Source organism: Myxococcota bacterium (assembly GCA_041389495.1).
In the GTDB taxonomy this organism is placed as follows: Bacteria; Myxococcota_A; UBA9160; order UBA9160; family UBA4427; genus JAWKRT01.
In genome coordinates, this window is sequence record JAWKRT010000001.1 from 2,274,050 (window position 1) to 2,292,990 (window position 18,941).

General features: G+C 74.4%; 19 protein-coding genes. 16 read left to right on the forward strand and 3 right to left on the reverse strand.

Annotation, left to right across the window (positions count from 1 at the left end; all coding sequences use genetic code 11):
- Window positions 1-38: 38 nt before the first annotated feature.
- Both R3E88_10095 and queG read left to right on the forward strand, forming a co-directional pair.
- Window positions 39-899 carry an exosortase/archaeosortase family protein gene (locus R3E88_10095; GenBank protein MEZ4216814.1) on the forward strand — a complete coding sequence of 287 codons (861 nt, stop codon included), beginning with the start codon at window positions 39-41 and terminating at the stop codon, window positions 897-899.
- A 10-nt stretch (window positions 900-909) separates the two neighbouring features.
- Window positions 910-2,010: a tRNA epoxyqueuosine(34) reductase QueG gene (gene queG / locus R3E88_10100; protein MEZ4216815.1), complete on the forward strand. Its 1,101-nt coding sequence runs from the start codon at window positions 910-912 to the stop codon at window positions 2,008-2,010.
- Here the strand turns inward: queG and R3E88_10105 are convergent.
- Window positions 2,007-2,807: a glycerophosphodiester phosphodiesterase family protein gene (locus R3E88_10105; GenBank protein MEZ4216816.1), complete on the reverse strand. Its 801-nt coding sequence runs from the start codon at window positions 2,805-2,807 to the stop codon at window positions 2,007-2,009. The genes queG and R3E88_10105 overlap by 4 nt on opposite strands.
- Window positions 2,808-2,870: 63 nt before the next feature.
- Here R3E88_10105 and dcd point away from each other — a divergent pair, with 63 nt between their 5' ends.
- The 13 genes from dcd to trpA all read left to right on the forward strand — a co-directional run bounded on the left by dcd (window position 2,871) and on the right by trpA (window position 15,265).
- Entirely contained in the window at window positions 2,871-3,383 is a 513-nt protein-coding gene (dcd, locus tag R3E88_10110; GenBank protein ID MEZ4216817.1) for a dCTP deaminase, read from the forward strand.
- Between the two features lie 3 nt (window positions 3,384-3,386).
- The gene (gene dtd / locus R3E88_10115) at window positions 3,387-3,836 is read left to right on the forward strand and encodes a D-aminoacyl-tRNA deacylase (protein MEZ4216818.1); all 450 of its coding nucleotides are present in this window, start codon (window positions 3,387-3,389) and stop codon (window positions 3,834-3,836) included.
- 163 nt (window positions 3,837-3,999) lie between these two features.
- A complete protein-coding gene (locus tag R3E88_10120) occupies window positions 4,000-4,458 on the forward strand; it encodes a hypothetical protein (protein ID MEZ4216819.1) in 459 nt (152 codons plus the stop codon).
- Window positions 4,459-4,595: 137 nt separating this feature from the next.
- On the forward strand, window positions 4,596-5,120 hold the full coding sequence (locus R3E88_10125) for a TlpA disulfide reductase family protein (protein MEZ4216820.1): 525 nt from the start codon (window positions 4,596-4,598) through the stop codon (window positions 5,118-5,120).
- Between the two features lie 103 nt (window positions 5,121-5,223).
- Window positions 5,224-5,847, forward strand: coding sequence for a cyclic nucleotide-binding domain-containing protein (locus R3E88_10130; GenBank protein ID MEZ4216821.1), 624 nt, complete (start codon window positions 5,224-5,226; stop codon window positions 5,845-5,847).
- Between the two features lie 187 nt (window positions 5,848-6,034).
- Window positions 6,035-8,452, forward strand: a complete 2,418-nt coding sequence (gene lptD / locus R3E88_10135) for an LPS assembly protein LptD (GenBank protein MEZ4216822.1) — start codon at window positions 6,035-6,037, stop codon at window positions 8,450-8,452.
- Between the two features lie 172 nt (window positions 8,453-8,624).
- Window positions 8,625-10,112 (forward strand): anthranilate synthase component I, encoded by a 1,488-nt coding sequence (gene trpE, locus R3E88_10140; GenBank protein MEZ4216823.1) that lies wholly within the window; start codon window positions 8,625-8,627, stop codon window positions 10,110-10,112.
- A gap of 5 nt (window positions 10,113-10,117) precedes the next feature.
- Complete coding sequence (locus tag R3E88_10145) at window positions 10,118-10,708, forward strand: aminodeoxychorismate/anthranilate synthase component II (protein ID MEZ4216824.1); 591 nt, start codon at window positions 10,118-10,120, stop codon at window positions 10,706-10,708.
- Window positions 10,705-11,757 (forward strand): anthranilate phosphoribosyltransferase, encoded by a 1,053-nt coding sequence (trpD, locus tag R3E88_10150; GenBank protein MEZ4216825.1) that lies wholly within the window; start codon window positions 10,705-10,707, stop codon window positions 11,755-11,757. Before R3E88_10145 ends, trpD begins: the two co-directional genes overlap by 4 nt.
- Window positions 11,754-12,563: an indole-3-glycerol phosphate synthase TrpC gene (gene trpC, locus R3E88_10155; protein MEZ4216826.1), complete on the forward strand. Its 810-nt coding sequence runs from the start codon at window positions 11,754-11,756 to the stop codon at window positions 12,561-12,563. Before trpD ends, trpC begins: the two co-directional genes overlap by 4 nt.
- Window positions 12,564-12,612: 49 nt before the next feature.
- Window positions 12,613-13,245, forward strand: a complete 633-nt coding sequence (locus R3E88_10160) for a phosphoribosylanthranilate isomerase (GenBank protein ID MEZ4216827.1) — start codon at window positions 12,613-12,615, stop codon at window positions 13,243-13,245.
- The gene (gene trpB / locus R3E88_10165) at window positions 13,242-14,441 is read left to right on the forward strand and encodes a tryptophan synthase subunit beta (protein ID MEZ4216828.1); all 1,200 of its coding nucleotides are present in this window, start codon (window positions 13,242-13,244) and stop codon (window positions 14,439-14,441) included. The genes R3E88_10160 and trpB overlap by 4 nt, the downstream gene beginning before the upstream one ends.
- Window positions 14,441-15,265 (forward strand): tryptophan synthase subunit alpha, encoded by an 825-nt coding sequence (gene trpA / locus R3E88_10170; GenBank protein MEZ4216829.1) that lies wholly within the window; start codon window positions 14,441-14,443, stop codon window positions 15,263-15,265. Before trpB ends, trpA begins: the two co-directional genes overlap by 1 nt.
- Here trpA and coaE read toward each other — a convergent pair.
- Together coaE and R3E88_10180 are read right to left on the reverse strand one after the other, a co-directional pair.
- The gene (gene coaE, locus R3E88_10175) at window positions 15,262-15,909 is read right to left on the reverse strand and encodes a dephospho-CoA kinase (protein MEZ4216830.1); all 648 of its coding nucleotides are present in this window, start codon (window positions 15,907-15,909) and stop codon (window positions 15,262-15,264) included. The genes trpA and coaE overlap by 4 nt on opposite strands.
- Window positions 15,910-15,989: 80 nt before the next feature.
- Window positions 15,990-17,360: a diguanylate cyclase gene (locus R3E88_10180; protein MEZ4216831.1), complete on the reverse strand. Its 1,371-nt coding sequence runs from the start codon at window positions 17,358-17,360 to the stop codon at window positions 15,990-15,992.
- Between the two features lie 413 nt (window positions 17,361-17,773).
- Here R3E88_10180 and pheA point away from each other — a divergent pair, with 413 nt between their 5' ends.
- The gene (gene pheA, locus R3E88_10185; GenBank protein MEZ4216832.1) at window positions 17,774-18,940 is read left to right on the forward strand and encodes a prephenate dehydratase; all 1,167 of its coding nucleotides are present in this window, start codon (window positions 17,774-17,776) and stop codon (window positions 18,938-18,940) included.
- Window position 18,941 lies beyond the last annotated feature (1 nt).

The following is an 18,941-nucleotide window of genomic DNA, read 5'->3' on the forward strand; positions in this document are numbered from 1 at the left end:
TGCCGATGCCGGCGCGTCCGCACCTCCTCGGGGAGAGCATGCTCCGCATCGCGCGCGCCATCGGACTGCCGGGAATCGCGCTCCTCGCGGCGTTCGCGCCGGCGTGGCCCGAGCTGGCCGCGGCGTGGCGCGCGAACGAGTGGTCGACGCACGGCTTCCTCGTGCCCTTCGTCTCGCTGTGGGCGGCCGCCGGGATCGCCGGCGCGCGACGGTCGCTCGCGCTGCGCCCCGACGCGCGCGGGCTCGCGCCGCTCGCGCTCGCCGTCGTCGCCTACGCCGCGGGGCTCGGCGCCGGCTGGCCGGCGCTCGTCGGGCTCGCGCTCGTCGCCGCGGTCGCATCGCTCGTGTGGCTCCGGTGCGGGGCGGCCTGGGTGCGCGCGCTCGCCTTCCCGCTCGGCTTCCTGGCCTTCGCCATTCCGCTGCCCGACGCGTGGGTCGCGCCGGTGATCGTGCGCCTGCAGCTGCTCGTGAGCCACGTCGGCGTCGAGATCGCGCGCGCGCTCGGGCTCGCCGTGTACCGCGATGGCAACGTGATCGAGCTGCCGGGCGGCGACGCGCTGTTCGTCGCCGAGGCGTGCAGCGGCATCACGTCGGTCGTCACGCTGATCCCGATCGCGGTCGTGCTCGCGTACTTCACCGATCGCTCGCCCCGGCGGCGCGTCGCGCTCGTCGCGTCCGTGGTGCCGCTCGCGCTGCTCGGCAACCTCGTGCGCGTGGTGGGCACGATCGTCGCGGCGACGCGCGTGGGCTCGCGCGCCGCGACGGAGGGCTCGTGGCACGAGGCCGCGGGCGTGCTGACGTACGTGCTCGGCTGCCTGGCGCTGCTCGCGGTGGGCGCCGTGCTGCGGCGCGCCTGGCCGGACGCGCGGGACGCGCGGACGGCATCGCGTGTCGCATGATCCTCGAGGAATGACGGACGCTTCTGGCGAGAACCTCGAGCAGCGCATCTGCTCCATCGCGTTCGCGCTCGGCTTCGACCTCGCGGGCGTGGCCCCGGTCGAGCCGGGGCCCGACACCGAGCGCCTGCGCGAGTGGGTCGCGCGCGGCTACGCGGGCTCGATGGGCTGGATGGCGGCGCGCCTCGAGGAGCGCGTCGACCCGCGGCGCGTGCTCGAGGGCGCGCGCAGCGCGCTCGTCGTCGGCCTCGCATGCGACGACGGGTGCGAGCGCCCGCCGCCCGCGCTGCGCGTGGCCCGCTACGCACGGGGCGACGACTACCACGAGGTGCTGCTCGACCGTCTGCGCGCCGTCGCCGCGGCGATCGAGGTCGCGTGCGGGCGCTCCGTGCGCGCGAAGGCCTACGTCGACACCGGACCGGTGGCCGAGCGCGCGCTCGCGGCCCGCGCGGGGCTCGGCTGGATCGGCAAGAACGCGTGCCTCATCCATCCGCGGCTCGGCTCGCACGTGCTGCTCGGGGTGCTCCTGCTCGACCTCGACCTCGCGCCCGGCACGCCCGAGCCGGACCACTGCGGAACGTGCCGCGCCTGCCTCGACGCGTGTCCGACCGACGCCTTCGCGGCGCCCTACGTGCTCGATGCGCGCCGCTGCATCGCCTACACGACGATCGAGGACCCGGGCCCGATCCCGCCCGAGCTGCGCGCCGCGCACGGCGACCGCGTCTTCGGCTGCGACGTCTGTCAGGACGTGTGCCCGTGGAACCGCCGGCGCGCGCGCCCGGCGCTCTCCGACCCGCTCGGGCTGCACGAGCGACTGGCCGCGCCCCGCGAGGCCTGGTGCGAGGGGACGCTCGGCTGGCTGCTCGCCGTGTCCGAGGACGAGCTCACGGTGGTCACGCGGCACAGCGCGGTGCGGCGGGCGCGCTGGCGGGGGCTCGTGCGCAACGCGCTCGTCGCGGCGGGCAACGCGGGCGACCGCGCGCTCGCGCCGCTCGTCGAGCGCCACGCGCGCGGCGACGACCCGATGCTGGCCGAGCACGCCCGCTGGGCGCTCGCGCGCATCGCGCAGGCCGAGGCCGGTGCGGAAGGGCGCGGCACGCGGCGCGCCGACTAGCGAGCCGCGCGCAGCAGCGCGGCCATCACGCCCGGCCGGTCGGTCACGATCCCGTCGACGCCGAGCGCGAGCAGGCGGCGCATCTCGTCCTCGTCGTTCACGGTCCAGGCGTGCACGAAGCGCCCGTGGGCGTGCGCGTGCTCGACGAGCTCGCGCGTCACGAACGGGCGGCCGCCGAAGTCGACGGGGATCTGCAGCGCCATCGCGCGGCTCTGCGGCGCCGTGCCGGCGAGCGCCGTGCGCACGAACTCGAGCACGTCGCCGAGCGCCGCGCCGAGCGCGACGTCGACCCCGCGGCGGTCCACCTCGGCCTGGATGCGCGCCATCCGCTCGTCGCGCTCCGCGGCCAGCAGCGTGAGCGGCGCGCGCCCGTGCGCGCCGACGAGCTCTACCACCCGCTCGACGAGGCCGGGCGCGTCGCACTTGATCTCGAGGTTGAAGCGCGCGCCGGGGAAGGCCTCGAACGCCTCCTCGAGGGTCGGGATGCGAAACGGTCGGAACGTCTGAGGAATCGCGTCCAGGTCGCCCGCGAAGTCCGCGCTCGCGTCGAGCGCGCGCAGCTCGACCCAGTCGAGGTCGACCACGCGCGCGGGCCGCCCGGCGATGCGACCGACGTCCGGGTCGTGGACGAGCACGGGCACGCCGTCGCGCGTCGCGTGCACGTCGCTCTCGAGGATGTGCGCGCCGAGCTCGAGCCCGAGCGCGAACGAGGCGAGCGTGTTCTCGGGCGCATCGCCGGCCGCGCCGCGGTGTCCGAGGACCGTCGGGACCGGGACGTCGAAGTACGGGTGCGCCATTCCGGCGACGGTACTCGAATGCGGCAGCGCGAGCCTGCGCGCCGCTGTGCTATTCGCGCCCGCATGGGAGTGCTCACGCGCGACGCGATCCGCCGCGAGCTCGCAGCCGGGCGGCTCGTCGTCGACCCGCTCGCCGACGACCAGATCGGTCCCGCCTCGATCGACCTCACGCTCGGCGACGAGATCCGCGTGATCGAGCGCGGCCCCGCGCCGATCGACATCCGCGAGTCGAGCGACTACCGCGAGCACACGCGCGTCGCGTCGCTCGCCGAGCCCTACGTCCTCGCGCCCGGTGCGACCATCCACGGCATCACGCGCGAGCGCGTCGACCTGCCGTCCGATCTGGTCGGATTTCTCGAAGGCCGGAGCCGGTTTGCGCGGCTGGGCCTCATGATCCACGTGACCTCTGCGCTGGTGCAGCCGGGCGTGCGGAACCACCAGGTCCTCGAGATGGGGAACATCTCCGGGCACCCGCTGCGCATCCACGCGGGCGTTCGGATCTGCCAGCTCGTGCTGATGCGCACCGAGGGCGAGGCGATCTACCGCGGGCGCTTCGCCCAGCAGGACAGGATCTGAGCCCTGCGCGCGGTGGTCCAACGCGTGCGCTACGCGCGCATCCGCGTGGGCGACGAGCTCGTCGGCGAGATGGGGGAGGGCCTGCTCGCGCTCGTCGGCGTCGCGGCGAGCGACGGGCCGGAGGCGGCCGACGAGCTCGCGCACCGGCTCGTGCACCTGCGCGTCCTGCCCGACGACGAGGGGCGGATGAACCGCTCGCTCCTCGACACCGGCGGCGCGCTCGGCGTGGTCTCGCAGTTCACGCTGCTCGGAGACGCGCGCAAGGGACGGCGACCGTCGTTCCAGGACGCCGCGCCGCCCGAGCGCGCCGAGCCACTCGTCGACCGCGTCGCGAGCGCGGCGCGCGCACTGGGTGTGAGCGTCGTCACGGGAAGATTCCGCGCGATGATGGATATCGAGCTCGCGAACGCGGGGCCGGTGACGCTCCTGCTCGACACCGCACGAACGTTCTGAGTCGCCGATCACCCCGCGCGAGTCTCCCGGTGTCGAAACGCCGCGCGCCCCCGCGGTCGAACGCTGTTAGGCGGTTGCCAGCCCGAGCGCGACTCGCCACACTCGGTCGAATTGGGGGGATGCGGAACCGCCCCTGCCGGCGGCTCCGTGAAAGGAGAGGACGTTGGAACGCATGAACGGGATGGAACGAACGAGTCGGACGGAGCGCCGACGCGCGACCGGCGCGCGGCGCATCGGCGCCGTCATCACCTGCGCCGTCGCCGTCGCCGCGGCGCCCGCCGCCAGCTGGGCGGACGATGCGGCGATGGCGAAGGACGCGGGCGTGGGCCTCGGGTCCGCGATCGCGAGCCTGCTCTACGCACCGGTGAAGACGGCCTACGCGCTCGGCGGCGTGGTCGTCGGCGGGCTGGCGTGGGCGTTCTCGGGTGGAGATGCCGAGGTGGCGCGGGTCGTGCTCGAGCCGTCGGTGCTCGGCGACTACGTGATCACGACGGGCCACCTGACGGGCCAGCAGCAGATCGAGTTCTTCGGTCGACAGGACGAGCCCGCGTCGGCCTACCAGGACCGCTATCGCGAGACGCCGCCCGAGTCCGACGTCGCGTCGGCGCCCGAAGGCTGGTAGCCGCGGAGACGACGGCGCCCGCCGCGAGCCCGGCTCGCGGCGGGCTTCGTCGCGTCCGCGCACGGTGCGCGAGAAGGCGCCCGCGCCCGAGGCGCGGGCGCCTTCTCGCACTCGCATTCGCGCTCACACTCGCGATCCTGCTCGCGGGCTGCGGGCGGGCCGATGCTCCCGGTGGCTCGCCCGCGGCCGTCGCCGAGCCGGGAGCCGCCCCGCTCACCTCGCGCGAGCCTTCTCCGCCGTTCGACCTGCCCCGGCTCGGGGGCGGGCGCGTCGCGCTCGCCGACCTCGCCGGGCGCGTCGCGGTCCTCGACTTCTGGGCGACCTGGTGCGCGCCCTGTCTCGAGACCGTCCCCGTCCTGAACCGCTTCGCCGAGGCCCACGCGGCGGAGGGGGACGTCGCGGTGCTCGGCGTCGCGACCGACGAGGATGGGGCGGAGGTCGTGGCTCCGTGGGTCGCCGAGCAGGGCGTCCGCTACCCGATCGCGCTCGGCGACCTCGACCTCGCACTCGCCTTCGGCGCGCCCGGGCTGCCGACCACGGTCGTGCTCGCGCCCGACGGCGCGATCGTCGCGCGGCACGTCGGCGCCGTGGAGCTCGACGAGCTCGAGGCGTCGCTCGCGCTCGCGCGCATGCGCGCAGGCCCGGCCGCGTCCGCCGACTAGGGCGCTCGCCCGATCGCGCATCGCGCGTGGCCCATCTCAAGCCCTCCCCGGGGCCGGTCGATTCGCGACCGGCCGGAGCGCAGCGCGCCGGTGGAGGGGCGCCGTGGGCGGCACGGATACCGAGTTCCGGATCAAGCAGACGTACGAGCGCCAGCTCGAGGCCGGCGACATCGTCTTCGAGGAAGGCGCGGAAGGGGACTCGGTCTTCGTGATCCAGAGCGGCGAGGTCGAGCTCTCGCGCCTCGGTGCGAGCGGCCGGAGCGTCGTGGCGAGGCTCGGCCCCGGCGCGTTCTTCGGCGAGATGAGCGTGATCCTCGGCGAGCGCCGGACGGCGCGCGCGGTGGCGCTCGTGCCGACGCGCCTGATCCAGCTCGACGCCGCCACCTTCGAAGGGCTGTGCATCGACCGCCCCGAGGTCGCGATCCGCGTCATCCACATGCTGACGGAGCGGCTGATCGACGCCGAGCGGCGGCTCTCGAAGCTCGGCGTCGACGACCTCGTGCGTCCGCTCGTGCGCGTGCTCGTCGACGAGGCGGAGCCGTGCGCCGACGGCATGCGCATCCGCACGACGCTGCGACGCCTCGCCGACGACACGGGGCTCACGATGCTCGAGGCGCACCGCGCGCTGCACCAGCTCTTCGATCGCAAGGCGCTGCGGCTCGTCGAGGACGTGCTCGTGACGCCGAGCCTCGACACGCTGACGGCCTGCCTCGAGCGCCCCGCCTAGCGCGCGTCGCGCGCCACACACCGCGACCCCCGCCGCGTTCCCAATCCGTCCCGTCCGTCCCGTCCGTCCCTTTCGCCCGCCGGCCCGGGCAGTCCGCCGCGCGGGGATCTGATAGGGTCCGCCCGCCACGGCACATCGGCACCGGGGGGGCGGCCGCTTGCTCGCGCGCACGGGGCGCCTGGGGCGCATGGGGATCGGGACCGCGGCCTTCGCCGCTCTCGCGATCGCGCTCGTCGCCGCGCCGCCCAGCGCGCGCGCGCAGACGCCGCGCTTCGAGCCGGGCGAGCCCGCGCAGATCACCGCCGACGTGATCGAGTACTTCGGCGACCGCGACGTGTACGTCGCCGACGGCCACGTGCGGGTCGTGCAGGGCGGGCGCGAGCTCGAGGCCCGCTGGGCGGCCTTCGGCGCCTCCACCCGCATCGGCGTCGCGAGCGGCGACGTCGTCTACCGCGCCGAGGGCGAGGCCGTCGCCGCGCGCTTCCTCGAGTTCGACGTCGACACGCTCGACGGCGTGGTGTTCGGCGCCGAGCTCGACATGGGCGAGACGGGCTTCCGCATCGCGGCCGAGGAGCTCGTGCGCACGGGCGAGGACCGCTACCGCATCCGCGGCGCGCGCTTCACGGCCTGCCGCTGCCCGGACGAGCACGATCGCCTGCCGTGGGAGCTGCACGCCGCGCGCTCGGACGTGCACGTCGGCGGCTACGGGACGTCCTGCAACACGACGCTCGAGGTGCTCGGCGTTCCCGTCGTGTGGCTCCCGTGGCTGCTCTACCCCGTGAAGACGGAGCGGCAGACGGGCCTGCTCGTCCCCGACGTGTCGTTCGGGAACCGCAACGGCCTGCTCGTCGGCCTGCCGTTCTTCTGGGCCGCGCGCGAGAACGTGAACGTGCTCGCGACGCCGCAGTACTCGACGCGGCGCGGGTTCAAGCAGGACCTCGAGATCGAGGCGGTCTACGGCGAGCGCTCGCGCACCGAGCTTCGCGGTGCCTTCCTGCACGACACGTCGACCGCGAGCGCCACGGGGTCGAAGGTGCCGCTCGACCTCGCGCGCGACGGAACGCCGATGGGCGCGATGCGCGACCGCGGGTTCGCCGCGATCGAGCACGACCAGGACCTGCCGCTCGGGACGCGCGTCAAGATCGACGGGGCCTGGGTCACCGACAACCAGTACGCGCTCGACTTCGACGACCTCACCGCTCGTCGCCGCGACCGCTACCTCGAGGCGCGCGCGTTCGCGTTCGGCGGCGTGGGCGAGGAGCGCCGCGCGACCTTCCAGCTGACGGGCTCGTACGCGAACGACCTGCAGGGCCTCGACGGACTCGATCGCGACCCGTTCCTGCTGCAGCGCTACGGCGGGGCCGAGGCCGAGTGGCTGTCCGGGCCGCTCGCCGGCCTTCCGTGGCTGACGTCGGCGCTCGACGTCGACTACGCGTTCTTCGGGCGCGAGCGCGACCCGGCGCGCGTGCTCGTCGGCGGCACGACCGACCTCGTCGGCGGTCGCTTCTACGACATCGGCATCGCACCGCTCGAGATCGCGGGTGTGACCGTTCCCGGCGACGGCAACGCCGTGTTCGACGAGGGCGAGCCGCTCGCCGACCGCGGCCATCGACTCACCGTGCACCCCCGCATGGGCGTTCCGCTGCGACCGTTCGGCGCGCTCGAGTGGTACAGCGAGGGCGGCTATCGCGAGACGCTCTACTGGAGCGACCTGCAGGGCTACGAGGAGCGCGGCCAGATCACGGGTCGCAGCGACCTGTCGCTGCGGCTCGAGCGGACCTACGCGCGCGAGGGCCGCGCGCCCGTCGAGCACCAGCTCGTGCCGCACGTCGGCTGGGCCTTCGTCGACAGCGAGCGCGGACAGCGCACGAACCCGCTCTTCACGCCGCAGACGGCGCGCCTGCAGGACCGCGTGCGACAGCAGGCGCTCGACGCCGTCGTGCGCGATCCGGCCGACGTCGTGGCCTCGACGAACCGGCTGGTGGTCGGGGTCGACAGCCGCTTCTACCTCGGCCGCGGGCCGACGCGCCGCCTGCTCGGCGAGGTCGGGGTCGCGTTCGATCGCGACTTCGCCGCGGGCGAGTACGGAAAGCTCGTGCTCGAGGGGCGCAGCCTGCGTCTCGGGCGCGCGAACGCGCGCTTCCTGCTCGCGCTCGACGCGGAGCGGAAGGCCGAGGTCGCGGAGGGACTGGCGGAGCTGTGGATGCCGCTCGTCGGCCGCGCGTCGCTGCTCGCGCGCTACCGCTACCTGCGCGACGCGCCGCAGTTCTACGAGCAGTTCCAGAGCGCGTCGTACACGACCGGGAGGCCCGATTCGTTCGACCGCATCTCGCAGCTCTCGGGCGGCGTCTACGTGCCGGTGCTCGATCGCTTCATCCTGCAGTACCGCGCGAACTACAGCTTCGAGGGCTCGCAGTTCCTGACGAACGCGGCGACCGTCGACTACGTGTCGAAGTGCGGATGCTGGGCGGCGGGCCTCGAGCTCTCGGACTCGCGCAACCAGGGGCTCCAGGTCCGCTTCCGCTACACGATCCTCGGGCTCGGCGACGATCTCTCGAACCCCTTCGCGAAGCGCGGCGGCTGGATCGGCGCCGGCGCGCCGTGAGCGGCGACGCGCGCGGCCGTTGACGCCCTCCGGCCCATGCGCTTCGATCGCGGCTCGCCTCGCGCGAGGAGGCCGCCGCGACCCTGCGGCGACCGAGGACCGGCGCCCCTACCTTTCGCGGCCCGCGGTGGTCGCGGCCCGGCGACCCGGAACGGGCGCCAGTGAGAACACGGTGCTGCGACCGTCGCTCGAACAGTTCGAAGCGCTCGCGCGCGAAGGCAACCTGATCCCCGTCGCGCGCGAGATCCTCGCCGATCTCGACACGCCGCTCTCGCTCTTCCGCCGCCTCGACGACGGCCGGACGAGCTTCCTGCTCGAGAGCGTGCAGGGCGGCGAGAAGTGGGCCCGCTACAGCTTCATCGGCACGGGCGCGCGCGCGCGCTTCCGCGCGCGCGGACGCGAGATCGACTGGTTCGAGGGCGACCGCCACGAGCGCGCGACCGCCGAGGGCGACCCGCTCGAGTTCCTGCGCGCGAAGCTCGCGCGCTACCGGGCGGTGAAGCCCGACGACCTCGACCTGCCGCGCTTCGTCGGCGGAGCGGTGGGCGTCGTGGGCTACGACTGGGTGCGCTTCGTCGAGCGCATCCCGGACGCGAACCCCGACACCGTCGGGCTCCCCGACCTCGCGTTCTGCCTTCCCGAGACCGTCGTCGTCTACGACAACGTCCGGCACACGGCGCTGATCGTGAAGCACGTGCACGTGCGCGCCGGCGACGACCCGGCCCGTCGTTATGCGGAGGCGCGGCGCGAGGTCGACGCCGTCGTCGACCTGCTTCGCGCACCGCTCGCTCCCGAGCCGCGTCGCGAGGCCGCGCGCGAGCCGATGGACGTCGAGCGCAGCATGACGCGCGAGCAGTTCCACGAGGTCGTGAAGCGCGCGAAGGAGTACATCGAGGCGGGCGACATCTTCCAGGTCGTGCTCGCGCAGCAGTTCTCCGTGCCGCTCCAGGTCGATCCCTTCACGATCTACCGCCAGCTGCGCATGATCAACCCGAGCCCCTATCTCTTCTTCGTGCGCGCCGAGGGCGCCGTGCTGATCGGCGCGTCGCCCGAGATCCTCGTGCGCCTCGAAGGGCGCCGCGTCGACGTGCGCCCGATCGCCGGCACGCGCCGCCGCGGCCGCGACCCCGAGGACGAGGCGCGCATGGAGCACGAGCTGCGCACCGACCCGAAGGAGATCGCCGAGCACGTGATGCTCGTCGACCTCGGGCGCAACGACGTCGGGCGCGTGGCCGAGATCGGCTCGGTCGTCGTCGACGAGTACGCGATCGTCGAGAAGTACTCGCACGTCATGCACACCGTCTCGAACGTGCACGGGCGCCTGCGCGCGGGGCTCGACTGGCTCGACGTGCTGCGCGCGACGTTCCCGGCCGGCACGCTCTCCGGCGCGCCGAAGGTGCGCGCGATGGAGATCATCGACGAGCTCGAGACCGTGCGGCGCGGCGTCTACGGCGGCTGCGTCGGCTACGTCGACTACTCGGGGAACATGGACATGGCGATCACGATCCGCACCGCGGTCGTGAAGGACGGCCGCATCACGATGCTCGCCGGCGCCGGCGTCGTCGCGGACTCCGACCCGGAGCTCGAGTTCAAGGAGACGCTCAACAAGGCGCGCGCGCTCGTGCACGCGATCGACCTGGCCCGCGAGGGCACGGACTGACGCCGATGCGCCTCCTCATGATCGACAACTACGACTCGTTCACGTACAACCTCGTGCAGTACCTGGGCGAGCTCGGCGCCGACGTCGACGTCGTGCGCAACGACGTCGAGACGCTCGAGCAGCTGCTCGCCCGCGCGCCGGAAGGCGTCGTCGTGTCGCCCGGGCCGGGAACGCCGCACGACGCGGGCGTCTCCATCGACGTCGTGCGCGAGTTCGGTGCGCGCGGGACGCCCGTGCTGGGCGTCTGCCTCGGTCACCAGGCGATCGGCGTCGTCTACGGCGGCAGGGTCGTGCGCGCGCGCTCGATCATGCACGGCAAGACCTCGCGCATCGAGCACGACGGCAAGGGCGTGTTCCGCGGCCTGCCGCAGGGGTTCGAGGCCACGCGCTACCACTCGCTCGTGATCGAGGAGGCCACCTGGCCGCCCGCGCTCGTCGTCTCTGCGCGCAGCGAGGACGGCGAGGTGATGGGCGTGCGGCACCGCGAGCTGCCGGTCGAGGGCGTGCAGTTCCACCCGGAGTCGATCCTGACGTCGGCCGGCAAGGCGCTGCTCGCCAACTTCCTCGCGCGCTGCCGCGGCGAGAGCGCCGCGTGAGCCTCGCGCGCGCGATCGAGGCGGCGGCGGCGCGTCGCGAGGTCGACGCGGCCGATCTCGAGGCCGCGTTCGGCGAGATCGTGGACGGGCGCGCGACGCCCGTGCGCATCGCGGCGCTGCTCGTCGCGCTGCGCACGAAGGGCGAGACCGTCGGCGAGATGGTCGCCGCGGCGCGCGCGCTCCGCGCGCGCGCGAGGACGGCGCTCGCCGCCGACGACCGCACCGTCGACACCTGCGGCACGGGCGGCGCGGGTGCGGCCAAGACCTTCAACGTCTCGACGACCGCGGCCTTCGTCGTCGCCGGCGCGGGCGTGCCCGTCGCGAAGCACGGCAACCGCGCGGCCACGAGCCGCAGCGGCAGCTTCGACCTGCTCGAAGCGCTCGGCGTCGCGATCGACCTCTCGATCGAGGAGAGCGCGCGCGTGCTGCGCGAGACGGGGATCGCCGCCTTCTTCGCGCGCACCGCCCACCCCGCGATGCGGCACGTGGCGCCCGTCCGCCAGGAGCTCGGCATCCGCACGCTGATGAACGCACTCGGGCCGCTGCTCAACCCGGTCGGCGCCCGCTACCAGGTCGTCGGCGTGTACGACGCCGCGCTGCTGCGACCCATGGCCGAGGCGCTCGGACGGCTCGGCGGCGAGCGCGCGCTCGTCGTGCACGGGAGCGACGGCCTCGACGAGTTGACGACGCGCGGGCCGAGCGCCGCCGCGCTGCTCGACGGCGGAGAGGTGCGCGTGCTGTCGGTCGAGCCGAGCGCGCTCGGCATCGCGCCGCCGGCGGCCGGCGCGCTCGACGGGGGCGACGCCGCCCGCAACGCGGAGATCGCGCGCGCCGTGCTCGCGGGCGAGCCGGGCGCCGCGCGCGACATCGCGACGCTCAACGCGGCGGCCGCGATCTGGGTGGCGCGCGGTGCGCGCGACCTCGCGGAAGGGCTCGAACGCGCGCGGCACAGCATCGACTCGGGCGCCGCCCGCGAGAAGCTCGACGCGCTCGTGCGCGCGACGAACGCGATCGCGCGCACGCGGGCGGGGCCGGGGGCGGCGGCGTGACCATCCTCGACGAGATCCTCGAGCACAAGCGCGGCGAGGTCGAGGCGGCGAAGGGCGCCGTCGCGCCGGCCGCCATGGCCGAGCGCGCGCAGCGCGCCGAGGCGACGGCGGGCCCGACCCGCGGGTTCGCGCGCGCGCTGCGGGCGGCGCCGGCGCCCGCGGTGATCGCCGAGCTCAAACGCCGGTCTCCTAGCAAGGGACTCATCCGCGCCGACTTCGAGCCCGTCGCGTGCGCGCGCGCCTACGCGGAGGGCGGCGCCGCGTGCCTCTCCGTGCTCACCGACGCGCACTACTTCGGCGGCGAGCTCGCGTTCCTCGCCCGGGTGCGCGAGACCGTCGCGCTGCCGCTCCTCCGCAAGGACTTCGTGGTCGACGCCTACCAGGTCGACGAGGCGCGCGCGGCCGGCGCGGACGCCGTGCTGCTGATCGTCGCCGCGCTCGCGCCGCGCGAGATCGCGGCCTTCGCGAAGCGCGCCGCCGAGCTCGGGCTCGACGCGCTCGTCGAGGTCCACGACGAGGCCGAGCTCGACGTCGCGCTCGACGCGGGCGCGACGCTCGTCGGCGTCAACAACCGCGATCTGCGCACCTTCCACACCGATCTCGCCGTGACCGAGCGGCTCGCGGCGCGGCTGCGCGGCCGCGACGACGTCCTCCTCGTCGCCGAGAGCGGCATCCACGCGCCGGAGGACGTCGCGCGGCTCGAAGCGGCCGGCGCGCGGGCCTTTCTCGTGGGAGAATCGCTGATGCGCGAGCCGGACGTCGCAGCGGCGTTGCGGAGGCTTCGCGGGAGAGGGGACGCGCGTTGATCGCGCGTCCGATCGCTGCCGCGCACGGCGCGGCGGAGGAGAGGAGAACGTGAGCGGGAGCGTTCGGATCAAGATCTGCGGCGTCGTGGACGCGGACGACGCGGCGGCGGCGGTCGAGGCCGGCGCCGACCTCGTCGGCGTGAACTTCGTGCCCGATTCGAAGCGGCGCGTCGACGTGCGCGTCGCCGAGGCGATCTGCGCGCGGCTCGAGGGGACGGGCGCGGAGCGCGTGGCCGTGTTCCGCGATCAGCCCTGGGAGGAGATCGAGCGCGTCCTGCGGCGCGTCGACTTCGACCGCGTGCAGCTCCACGGCGCCGAGACGGAGGAGGAGGTCGAGATGATCGAGCTCCCCGTCATCAAGGCGATCGCGGGCGCCGACGTCGAGATGGCAGAGCAGTATCCGGGAAGCATCCTGCTGCTCGACCACCCGACCGAGGGCGGCGGCCAGGGCAAGTCGTGGGACTGGAGCGAGGCCTCGAAGCTCATCGAGATGGGGCTCGACGTGATCCTCGCCGGCGGTCTCGACCCCGACAACGTGGGCGAGGCGATCGCGGGCGTCGGCGACCTGCTGCCGTGGGGCGTCGACGTCGCGACCGGCGTCGAGAGCGACGGACGCAGGAAGGATCCGGCGAAGATGCGGGCGTTCGTCGAGGCGGTGCGGCGGGCCGAGGAGGCGGAGTGAAGAGCGAGGCCGATGCCGCGGGTCGCTTCGGCGCCTTCGGCGGTCGCTACGTGCCGGAGGTGCTGGTCGCCGCGCTCGACGAGCTGTCGGGCGCGCTGCGCACCATCGCGTCGACCGAGGCGTTCCGCGCGGAGCTCGACCACCTGCTGCGCACCTACGCCGGGCGGCCGACGCCGCTCACCTTCGCGGCGCGCACGACCGCGGAGCTCGGCGGCGCGAAGGTCTACCTGAAGCGGGAGGATCTCGCGCACACCGGCGCGCACAAGATCAACAACGTGCTCGGCCAGGTGCTGCTCGCGAAGCACATGGGCAAGACGCGCGTGATCGCGGAGACGGGCGCCGGCCAGCACGGCTGCGCGACGGCGACCGCGTGCGCGCTGCTCGGGCTCGAGTGCGAGGTGTACATGGGCTCGGAGGACACGCGCCGCCAGGCGCTGAACGTCTTCCGCATGGAGCTCCTCGGCGCGCGCGTGCACCCCGTCTCGTCGGGCTCGTGCACGCTCAAGGACGCCATCAACGAGGCGATGCGCGACTGGGTGACGAACATCCGCAGCACCTACTACTGCATCGGCTCGGTGATGGGCCCGCACCCGTACCCGACGCTCGTGCGCGACTTCCAGCGCATCATCGGCCTCGAGGTGCGCGACCAGCTGCGCGAGGCGGAGGGGCGGCTCCCCGACGTGTGCATCGCGTGCGTCGGCGGCGGCAGCAACGCGATGGGCCTGTTCCATCCCTTCGTCGAGGACGCGGGCGTGCGCCTCGTCGGCGTCGAGCCGGGCGGGGAGGGCGTCGGCACGGGCCGGCACGGCGCGGTGCTGACGGCCGGCGAGCCCGGCATCCTGCACGGCCAGCGCACGTACGTGATGTCGGACGACGACGGCCAGATCTTCCCCGCGCACTCGATCTCGGCCGGGCTCGACTACCCGGGCGTCGGCCCCGAGCACGCATTCCTCAAGGACACCGGCCGCGCCGAGTACGTCGTCGCGAACGACGACGAGGCGCTCGACGCGTTCGTGTTCCTGTCGCGGACGGAGGGCATCATCCCGGCGCTCGAGTCCGCGCACGCCGTGGCCGGCGCGCTGAAGCTCGCGCCGACGCTCCCGAAGGACGCGCTCGTCGTCGTGAACCTCTCGGGCCGCGGCGACAAGGACGTGGCCGAGGTGCGCGAGCTGCTCGCGCGCGGCGCGAGGCACTGATGGCGCGCCCGGCGACCGGCATCGAGCGGCTCGACGCGTGCTTCGCGGCGCTCCGCGCGCGCGGCGAGCGCGCGTTCCTTCCCTACCTCACCGCGGGCGACCCCGACCTCGAAACGACCGAGCAGCTCGTGCTCGCGATGGCCGAGGCCGGCGCCGACGTGATCGAGCTCGGCGTCCCCTTCTCGGACCCGATCGCCGACGGCCCGACCATCCAGCGCGCGAGCCAGCGCGCGATCGCGAGCGGCACGACGCTGCGCCGCATCCTCGAGCTCGTGCGCCGCGTGCGCGCGCGCACCGACGTGCCCATCCTGCTGATGGGCTATGCGAACAACTTCTTCGCGATGGGCGACGAGGCGTTCGCGAAGGCGGCGCAGGAGGCGGGCGTCGACGCCGTGATCGTCGCCGATCTCCCGCCCGAGGAAGGCGCGGCGTTCTTCGCCGCCTGCCGCGCGGCGGGCATCGCGCCCGTCCTCCTCGCCGCGCCGACGACCACGCCCGCCCGCCTCGCGATGCTCGCGCGCGAGACGCGGGGCTTCCTCTACTACGTCTCGCTCACGGGGGTCACCTCGGCGCGGAGCGAGCTCGCGCGCGGCATCGAGCAGGGCGTGCGCGCCGCGCGAGCGGCGGGCCCGGCACCCGTCTGCGTGGGCTTCGGCATCTCGACGCCCGAGCAGGCGCGCGAGGTCGGACTCCATGCCGACGGCGTCGTGGTCGGGAGCGCCATCGTCGAGCGCATCGAGGCCGCGGCGTCGCGCGCGGACGCGGTCGACTCGGTCGCGCGCTTCGTCGCCGAGCTCAAGGCCCCGCTGCGCGAGCCGCGTTAGGCGGGTGGAGCGGCGGCGGTCGCCGCCGTCGCGACGAGCGCCGCGAACAGCGCCTCGACCTGCGCGCGCGTCGCCTCGACGCTCCCCGCGTTGTCGATCACGTGGTCGGCGAGCGCCTTCTTCTCGTCGATCGGCATCTGCGCGGCGATGCGCGCCTGCGCCTCGGCGCGCGTGCACGCGTCGCGCGCCATCGTGCGCTCGACCTGCGTCTCGACCGGCACCCAGACGAGCACCGTCTCGTCGTAGCCCATGCGCGCGGCCGTGCCGGTGTTCGCGGCGCGGCCCTCGAAGAGCAGCGGGATGTCGAGCACGACGAGCGGGGCGCCGGCCTCGCGCGCCGCCTGCGTGCGGCGGAGCATCTCCGCGCCGACGCGCGGGTGGACGAGGCGGCCGAGGGTCGCGCGCGCCTCGGCGTCGGCGAACACGACCGCGCCGAGCGCCTTGCGGTCGAGCGAGCCGTCGGGCGCGATCACGCCGTCGCCGAAGGCGGCGGCGATCTCGGCCAGGAGCGGAGTGCCGGGGGCCTGGAGCTCGTGGACGATCGCATCGGCATCGATCACCACGGCGCCGAGCTCGGCCAGCATGCGGGACACGGTGCTCTTGCCCGAGCCGATGCCGCCCGAGAGGCCGACGATGCGCGTCATGCGCCGAGCATGCCCGAGCGCCGGTGCGCGCTCAACCGGCGCGCGGTGCGCGGGAGCAGGCGGCGCGCGCGACGAACGGGCTAGTCGGCAGCGTCGCCCGTCTCGCCGGGCTCGTCGGCCGCCACCACGCAGTTCTTGCCGGCCGCCTTGGCGCGGTAGAGCGCGGCGTCGGCCGCGCGGAAGAAGCGCTTCGCGTGGCCCGTGTACTGCGCGACGCCGACCGAGACGGAGACGAGCAGCGGCGCGTCGTGCTCGTCCACCGGGAAGCCGCTCTGCTCGACCGCGAGCCGGATCTTCTCCGCGAGCACGCGCGCGCCGACGAGGTCGGTCGACGGCGACAGCACGACGAACTCCTCGCCCCCGTAGCGCGCGACGACGTCCGTCTCGCGCACGCGCTCGTTCAGGATGCCGGCGAGGCGCGCGAGCACCTGGTCGCCGGCCGCGTGCCCGTAGCGGTCGTTCAGCTGCTTGAAGTCGTCGAGGTCGATCAGCATGAGCGAGAGCGGCTCGCCCGTGCGGTCGCTGCGCTTCGTCTCGCGCGCGAAGAGATCCTGGAAGTGGCGGTGGTTGTGGAGCTTGGTGAGGCCGTCGGTGATCGAGAGCTGAGAGAGCACCTCGTTCGCGCGGCGAAGCTCCCCGTTGCGCTCGCGCAGCTCGGCGTTGCTCCGCTCGATCTCGCGCTGGTTGGTGCGCAGCCGCAGCAGCATCTGGTCGAAGGTGCGCGCGAGGACGCCGATCTCGTCGCGCCGGTGGAACTCGGGCGCGTCGAGGTCGACGTCGAGCTCGCCGCGCGAGACGCGCCGCGCGACCTGCGAGAGGTGCCCGACGGGCTCGATCCAGCGGCGCAGGATGCGCTGCGCGATCAGCGAGAAGAGCGCGACCAGGCACGCCGCGGCGACGAGGATGCGCAGCGCCGCCGCGCGGATCGGCGCGCCCGCGACGCTGCGCGGCACGCCGCCCACGAGATAGGCGACGGGCGCGTCGGGCGGCCCGAGCGGCGTGGCCACGCCGACGAGCGCGTCGTCCGCGGCGGGGATCTCGGCGGGCTCGGTGAGGAGCGGGAGGAGCGGGGCGAGCGACGCGGCGTCCGGGGGCGGCGTCAGGACGCCCGCGAACGTCCGGCCGCGCACGTCGACGAGGGCGAGCGCGAGGGCGCCACTGCGCGACGCGGCCGCGAGCGCGTCCTCGAGCACGGGCCAGCGGTCGGGGTCGGCGAGGACGTCCTCGAGCGCGGCGTCGCTCGCGGCGAGCCGGCTCGCGAGCTGCTCGCGGAGCTCGTGCTCCTGGCGCGCGAGGCTCGCGGGGTGCGAGGAGCGCAGGCGCGCGTCGAGCTCGGTCGAGAGCGCCTCGATCGCGATCCACGAGACGACCACGGCGCTCGCGAGCGTCGTGGCGGAGACGAAGGCGAAGACCTTCGTCGAGAGCTTGGTGGGTCGGCGGTCGAGGCTCATGGTGGTTCCCGCCGGCACCATCGGAGGCGGAGCCCGGTCGCTTGACCGGGCCCCGGCCGCGCGACGGCGAATCGAACCGCTTGCGATTTCAAGGAGTTGGCCCGGTCGGCCGCCGCCGCGGCGCGCGCCGGGCGGCGCGCGCGCGGGGCCTCCGATAACCCCTTGTCCGCACAACGGATTCCGCCGGCGGGCGATTGCCGCGCGCAGGGGCGTCCCCTATCCTGCGCCAGCTTTTTCGCGGGGTTAGCGGTCCCCTCGGCGTCGGCGCTCCCACGCCGGCGCGCGCGAGCCCCGCCGCACCCTCCGTCGACGACGGCGAGATGGCGTCGGCCGAACGCGCCGACGCACGCAGCGCGCGTTTCCGAGGCACGCGTTGCGTTCCGTACCGACTCGGGCCGGAGCCACGCGGTCGCATGTCCGACGATCAACGCCGCTCCGCGTCCGAGCTCGTCGACTTCACGGCCGAGCTCGGCCGCCTTCGCGGCGAGATCGACTCGATCGATCGCGAGATCCTCGATCGCCTGAACGCGCGCGCGGCGCTCGTGAAGGAGGTCGGGCGGCTCAAGGCGCAGACCGGACGCGCGCCCGTGTACGTGGCGAGCCGCGAGCGCGACCTGATCCAGGCGCTCGTCGCGCAGAACCGCGGCCCGTTCCCCGACGCCGGCATCCAACCCGTCTTCCGCGAGATCGTCTCCGCCACGCGCTCGCTCGAGGAGACGGTGCGCGTCGCGTTCCTCGGCCCCGACGGCACGTTCAGCCACCAGGCCGTGGTGCGGCAGTTCGGGGCGCTCGTGGAGCGGCTTCCCGCCGCGCACATCCGCGAGGTCTTCGACCTCGTCGAGCGCGGGCGCGCGCACTACGGCGTCGTGCCGGTCGAGAACACCACCGAGGGCGCCGTCACCGAGTGCTTCGACGCGCTCGTCGAGAGCGAGCTCGTGATCTGCGGCGAGCTCCAGCTCGAGGTGCGGCAGAACCTGCTCACGAACGCCGGCTCGCTCGACCGCATCAAGCGCGTCGGCTCGCACCCGCAGCCGCTCGCGCAGTGCCGCGGCTGGCTGCAGCGCGCGCTCCCCGGCATCGAGCTCGTCGAGATGGCGAGCACGGCGGCCGCCGCGCGCGCCGCGGCCGAGGACGCGACGTTCGCCGCGATCGGCAGCGACGTCGCCGCCGACGTCTACGGGCTCGAGGTGCTCGAGCCGTCGATCGAGGATCGCAAGGGGAATCGCACGCGCTTCTTCGTGATCGGGCGCGACCGCCCGGCGGCGAGCGGCGCCGACCTCACGTCGGCGGTCTTCACGATCAGCAAGGACCAGAGCGGCGCGCTCTTCCGGCTGCTCGAGCCGTTCGCCGCGCACGGCGTGAACCTCACGGCCGTGCAGTCGCGGCCGATGAAGGGCAAGCCCTGGGAGTACCTGTTCTTCGTCGACATGGAGGGCCACGTCGACGACGCGAACGTGCGCGCCGCGCTCGACGCGGCCGCGGGCGTCGCGCACTCGCACAAGCTGCTCGGCTCGTTCCCGGCGGCCAAGACGCCCGAGAGCGCGGCGCGCGCCGTGCGCGAAGGCGGAGGCACGGCCTAGC